The sequence below is a fragment of the Microvirga massiliensis genome (assembly GCF_001006805.1).
Classification (GTDB): Bacteria; Pseudomonadota; Alphaproteobacteria; order Rhizobiales; family Beijerinckiaceae; genus Microvirga; species Microvirga massiliensis.
Genome location: NZ_LN811354.1, coordinates 195,921 through 201,703, shown reverse-complemented (window position 1 = coordinate 201,703; position 5,783 = coordinate 195,921). Strand labels below are relative to the sequence as shown.

Below are 5,783 nucleotides of genomic sequence, written 5' to 3'. Positions count from 1 at the left end.
TATGAGCCGAAGCGTGCTCAACGTCCGGAGGCACCTTCTCTACACACAGTCTTCGTCTCTGGCGTCCAGAGGGAGATGAAGCGACGGGAAGTTGGTAGCGATTTCGAGTATCGCGATATCACAGTCCGCCTCTGATTGCGGAGATCGACAAGTGTAGACGAGCGGTAGTGTGCAGAGTGAGAGGAGTTAACTGCCACTATCTGTGCAAGCCTGCCATTGCGTCATACCTACCGTAACCGTCATTGTATGTACAGACGCTACGCCGTCGCCTGGGAGTCGGTAATGGAAGTTCGGAGGCAAGCCCATCAAGGAGCATCATTGTCCTTGCACGACCGAGTCCTGGGCTGCCTGCTCGGCGGCGCATGTGGCGATGCCCTCGGTGCACCAGTCGAGTTCCTGACCCGCGCCGAAATCCAGACGATGTATGGTCCGGGCGGGATCACCGATTTCACTGACATCATTGATGATTTCGTCGGAGCAGTGACTGACGAGACGCAGATGCTCCTGTTCACCGTCGAAGGGCTGATCGTCGCCTACCTCCATCACTTCATGAAGGGCGAGTGCCACACGCCGACCATTGTCCACCGCGCCTATCTCCGGTGGTTCGCCACGCAGGGCGGGTCGTTCTTTACCCGATCCCACAAGAAGGGGCTCGCGGGCTGGCTGGCCTGGGATGATCGCTTATGGGAGCGGCGGGCGACCGGCAACACCTGCATGACCGCCCTCCACGATGCGGTGAACGCTGGTCAACCCGCTAAGAACGACAGCAAGGGCTCCGGCACGGTCGGGAGGGATGCACCGTTCGGGTTCGTGGCGCGGGTGACCGGTGTGCCGCAAGCCTTCAATCTGGCGGTCGAGACGGCCCGGACGACCCACGGGCACCCCTCGGCCTGTTTCTCGTCTGGCGCACTCGCTGCGACCATCGCCCACATCGTCGAGGGCAATGACGTTCAGGAAGCGGTGGAGCGCACCCTGCCGATTCTCCAGCGGCACAAGAAGGCAGGCGAAGTCCGTGCGGCGCTGGAGAATGCGCTACGTCTCAGACAGGAGCACGACTGGCGGGACCATCTCTCCGAACTTGGCGAGGGTTGGCACGCGGAGGACGCACTCGCCATTGCCGTCCTGTGCGCGCTGGCGGCGGAGACACCTCGGGAGGCAATTATCGCGGCCGTGAACCACGGCGGGGCTTCCGATACGACAGGTGCAATCACCGGGAACATCGTCGGAGCCCTCCATGGGCCGTCGTGCCTGCCGAACGAGTGGGCCGAGCACGTCGAGCTACGGGATGCGATCGAGGTCCTGGCGCAGGATTTCACGGCGGTGATCGAAGGGCGGGCTCATCTTGAAGAATTGGGGAGGCAGTATCCGGGGAGGTAACGTCCAGCCCCCCTCCCCCACCAATAAGTCCAAAGGATCATGTCATGAAGGAATGGATCGCCGTCCTCAAAGCCGCCGATGCCGTCGCACGGTGGCACGTTCACCAGCGCCGGAAGGGCGCTGCACAGGAGCCCTACATCAATCATCTCTTGGAGGTCGCGAGCCTTGTGGCCGAAGCGACGGAGGGCAAGGACCCGGAACTTGTCATCGCGGCCCTCCTTCACGATGCCATGGAGGATCAGGAGGTGCCCCGCGCCATGATCGTCGCCCGGTGGGGCGAAGAGATCGCCCGCGTGGTCGAGGAGGTCACGGACGACAAGAGCATCCCGAAAGCGGATCGGAAACGGAGACAGGTCGAGAGCGCACCGATGAAGTCCGACCGGGCAAAGCTAATCAAGCTGGCTGACAAGACGAGCAACCTCAGGGCAATCACTGCGAGCCCGTCACCGGACTGGTCGGTGAAGCGCCGCCTCGAATACGTCGCATGGGCTCGTGAGGTCGTTACGGGATTGCGCGGGACGAATGCGTGGCTTGAAGCCGAGTTTGATCGGGCTGCGGAAGCTGCCGATCGGTCTGTAGAGCCGTAGAGCACAAATGGTAATGGCTAGGGGATCAGTGACCGCCATGCCACGTCAGAATCGCGTCACGCCCTTCGGAGAGTTCGAGGCCACAACGGCTCGGGGCCTCCTGATGGGAAACAGAGGCATCCTTCACGACGCGGAGGGTCGCCTGGGGCCATCCCGCTGGCGGCACAAGAACTGGGTGGCCTGTGCTCTCTCGTTCAGGAACCGCCGCCGCACAATCATGGCTCCGGGGAAATACACGGAGTTATTCTTCTGCGATGAGGCCGTTTCTCTCGCTGCGGGGCATCGGCCATGTGGCGAGTGCCGCCGCGAGGAGTACACGAGGTTCATCGAGGCTTGGCAAAGGGCGCAAGACCTCCCGAACCCGCCAAAGTCCAGTGACGTGGACGAAGCTCTCCACCGAGCACGCGTCACGTGGAGTAAGAAACAGGTGCGGACCTCAGGGAGGCTCGGTGATCTGCCAGACGGCACCTTCGTGAGCCTGCCCGAAAGACCAGCGTCGGCATGGCTGATCTGGAATGATCGCCTGCACCGCTGGTCGCATGAGGGTTACACGGAGCATCGCCCGATCTCACTTGAGGCTGAGGTGACCGTCCTTACACCGGAGCCGACCGTGCGAGCGCTGGCGGCTGGATATGTGCCAGCAGTGCATCCGACTGCCATGCAGTGTTGTCGATCAGCAAATTAGACTGGAGGGCAGAATCCCACGTGACCAACCCAGCAGCAATCTCAAATAGGAATGCGTAGAAGTGTCCTAGAGACAGCCCTATGCGAGCATAAGAGGCCATGATTCACGTGCTACGGAAACCCGTCAAACGATTGCTGAGCTTGTTAAGGCACATACATGCCAAAAAAGAGAAAGTCGCGAAAATATGGCAATCCGCTTAACTTCGAGGAAGTGGCTGTCCAGATAGTCATCCAGTAGACGGAGGCGTTCATGCTGTGGCAGGCGCAACGAGGAGCAACCTCTTTGCAACACTAAGTGCGGACGCCAACCGAATCTCTCAACAGAGCAGCAGGCAGATTCCAATTTACCCGACACCTAGCAGTTCAGGAGGTAGTAGTCTATCTCCTCAGTTAAAACCGTCCGCACGGCACGAAACTCCCAATCGGTCCTATTTAGCCCGTAGAACAAAAAATCGTTAAACAGCATCACCGTGTAAAGATCGAAAGCTGAATTTCCATTGATTAGTTCTTCACCCGGAATATCAGCTTTAATTAGCATAGATCGGACACCGACCAAACCTTTGTCTGCTGGATGCCCAAACAGCACCTCATAACCCATTCTATCGAGGTCAGCCTCACGAAAAGCAGGTAACGCCTGCTCATCGCTGAACTCTATCCTAATCGGCGGCCTGACGTAACCGTCCATACACTCAAGATAGCGTCTAGGATTGACGTAGGTGTCGGGATCGTCAGTAAAGGCTTTCGCCATCTTCGTCCCTGCACGAACTAAGGTTTCGGCAGCCCAACAGATTTGGCGTTCTATCCCTCTCGCGGGACCCGAAACTTTCAATACCTCATTCCTATAGCGCTCTACCAGCCTAGCATTCTGCGCAAGCATACCGTTGAGCGAGTTCGCAACCGAACTCAGCCCGAGGGTATGGGACCATTCGTCGAACAATCTCTGGACGGGAACATCGTCTCGGGGCGGGCCTTGCTGCATCAGCAGCTTCCAAAGCATTATCAGCCGAACTGACGGGCATGCGTCCCATTTATCGGCAAAATAATCCCCCATTAGTGACCATGTTAGTATCGGACTGATCATCCAGAGCGGGCATGGAACATTCTTGCTAACCCAAATATGGCGAAGTATGTTGACCAACTCGACATACTGCTGAGGAAATTTATTTTGCCAATAGTCGAAAAACACCCTCGACGCTTCATCGCCGTAGCACGCCAAAACTTGGTGTGACTGAACAATGACTGCGGAAAGCTCCATAATGTGCCATGGTTGTACCGATATACCATTGGTTTTCGTTGCAGGATTCCGTACTATTCCTTGTATGTTATCGTAGCCCCTCAATGTCCCGGCCAACAGCGTAGTTAACGCGGGATCAGTTCCGCATTCGTAGAAACCAGCTTTTTTAGAGATGTCACTCAGATCATGTGGAATAAACGGTATGGTCGGCGGCTTCCAAGCACTTCCATCCGGTGGCGCTTGCTTCCATCTGGTAGCGCGCCTTTCCCGTTCATCCTGTGTGTATCGACACCAAGAGGAAAGCGGCACGGGGATACAGTTCCACTTCTCTGCCGTCCGCCTGCGTTTTAGTTCTACAAGTGCCTGAAAGCCGTTTATAATGGCCTGTAGCTTCAATCGAAATATAAGCTGGTTATAGGGGGATATAAGAAAATCGTGGAAGTGTCGCGCTTCGTGCTCAAACGTTGTCGCTAATGCCAACTCCGCGAAGATGCCCTCTGTGTCGGCAGCCTGAGCCAGTGGATCAGATATTGTGGAATGAGCAATTAAACGTTCAACAGAGGAAAAGCGATCAAACTTCAGTGTGACGCCGAGGAATCTCGGGTCAAAGCCGCCGTAGTCGCTTTGTAGGCCAACACTCATGGAGTCAACTCCGCAGCTTTGCGAAGGAGCACCGCGACTTTTTCTTGACTGAGATCGTCGCTATATGTGATTGTGATCTCGTTATACGGAGTCCGGATGGATATTTTTTTGAGCCCGACTCCTTCATCCATTCGTGAATCTTTTTTGCAAGTGCCGTTGCATAGTAGGCCCCTTTAATAATCAAAATAGCAGTCGCGAGGGTGCCAAGCTCGAATGCCAATTTTGTTTCATCTTTTTCCTGATGAACGCTCACTACTTCCACATCGTTGGAGTCATCTTTCAATTGATCCACCAGATTGTGCAATGGCTGCTCCGCACCGCAGAGTTCAATCTCGATTTCATCAGGATTAGACATGTCGCCATGCTCCGGTCAGATGCCTCGGGCTACGGACACCAGCTAAATGCAATCTGAATATACTCTTGAATACTGTGACATTCCTGGCTTCGGCTATAGGAACTCGAATCGAGACTCATAAGAGCCGGACCTCGCCGTGCATGTGAAGTATGACCCAAGTGTCACAGAGACGAACTATCACGAGGCAACTGTTGCTTTTGCCTCGCTCCAAAGACGCTGTGTGGCTGATCCAAGCAAAAGGGACTTCCAACTAATCATTAGCATGGATCGTCGCAAACCTCAACTAATCGACATAGTTCCTAATAATCGGGACGGTAACGGGGCGGCGTTTGCGCAATCCTTTCGGTGCGGTGTAGTGAGGCGACATAGCTACCTGCGGCCGCAAAAGCAGCCGACGCCCCAGCCCGCTGGCATATCGCTACGTTCGTTGTAGAAGCCACGGGCCGGAAGGACCCAACCTCGCGGCACTCCTGCTCGACGCCATCGAGGGCCAGGAGGTCCCAAGCGAGATGATCGCTGAAATCTTCGAGGAGAATGTTGCTGGTCTCGTTGAGGAGGTCACGGACGACTAGAGCCTGGAGAAGCACGAGCGCGAGCAGTTGCAGGTGGAACACGCGTCCAGGAAATCAGGCAGCGTGAAGATTACCTAGCCTGCGGAAAAACCAGCGACCTGAGAGCCATTCTCCTGAATGGCCTGTCAAACACAGACTCGAATACGTCGTGTGGGCTTAGGAAGTAGTTGCAAGCCTTCGGAACCGAATGCGTGGCTGGAAGAACAGTTCAATCAGGCTGCCCAGGCCGCCGAGGAATCCGTAATGCCAATCCTCTGATCTAAACGCGTTCGATCTCTTCGCCGCGAGCAAGCCAAGGCAAAGTGACATTTCGATTTCTAGCCAGTGACTTA

At 56.0% G+C, this 5,783-nt stretch carries 5 protein-coding genes; 2 read left to right on the top strand and 3 right to left on the bottom strand.

All coding sequences use genetic code 11. From position 1 onward, the window contains the following. Window positions 1–324 precede the first annotated feature (324 nt). Complete coding sequence (locus tag BN1233_RS16950) at window positions 325–1,377, top strand: ADP-ribosylglycohydrolase family protein (RefSeq protein ID WP_052763825.1); 1,053 nt, start codon at window positions 325–327, stop codon at window positions 1,375–1,377. 44 nt (window positions 1,378–1,421) lie between these two features. Further along, on the top strand, window positions 1,422–1,964 hold the full coding sequence (locus BN1233_RS16945; RefSeq protein WP_046864780.1) for an HD domain-containing protein: 543 nt from the start codon (window positions 1,422–1,424) through the stop codon (window positions 1,962–1,964). A 1,039-nt stretch (window positions 1,965–3,003) separates the two neighbouring features. Here the strand turns inward: BN1233_RS16945 and BN1233_RS47005 are convergent. The 3 genes from BN1233_RS47005 to BN1233_RS48405 all read right to left on the bottom strand — a co-directional run bounded on the left by BN1233_RS47005 (window position 3,004) and on the right by BN1233_RS48405 (window position 5,493). Then, window positions 3,004–4,524 carry a hypothetical protein gene (locus BN1233_RS47005; RefSeq protein ID WP_147707344.1) on the bottom strand — a complete coding sequence of 507 codons (1,521 nt, stop codon included), beginning with the start codon at window positions 4,522–4,524 and terminating at the stop codon, window positions 3,004–3,006. A gap of 4 nt (window positions 4,525–4,528) precedes the next feature. Then, window positions 4,529–4,879: a hypothetical protein gene (locus tag BN1233_RS47000; protein WP_147707342.1), complete on the bottom strand. Its 351-nt coding sequence runs from the start codon at window positions 4,877–4,879 to the stop codon at window positions 4,529–4,531. A 299-nt stretch (window positions 4,880–5,178) separates the two neighbouring features. Beyond that, a complete protein-coding gene (locus BN1233_RS48405; RefSeq protein WP_046864778.1) occupies window positions 5,179–5,493 on the bottom strand; it encodes a hypothetical protein in 315 nt (104 codons plus the stop codon). Window positions 5,494–5,783 lie beyond the last annotated feature (290 nt).

Bases quoted from the DNA above. Each gene is read 5' to 3' on its own strand.
- BN1233_RS47000 (WP_147707342.1), bottom strand. From the start codon at position 4,879: ATGTCTAATCCTGATGAAATCGAGATTGAACTCTGCGGTGCGGAGCAG.
- BN1233_RS47005 (WP_147707344.1), bottom strand. From the start codon at position 4,524: ATGAGTGTTGGCCTACAAAGCGACTACGGCGGCTTTGACCCGAGATTC.
- BN1233_RS16945 (WP_046864780.1), top strand. From the start codon at position 1,422: ATGAAGGAATGGATCGCCGTCCTCAAAGCCGCCGATGCCGTCGCACGG.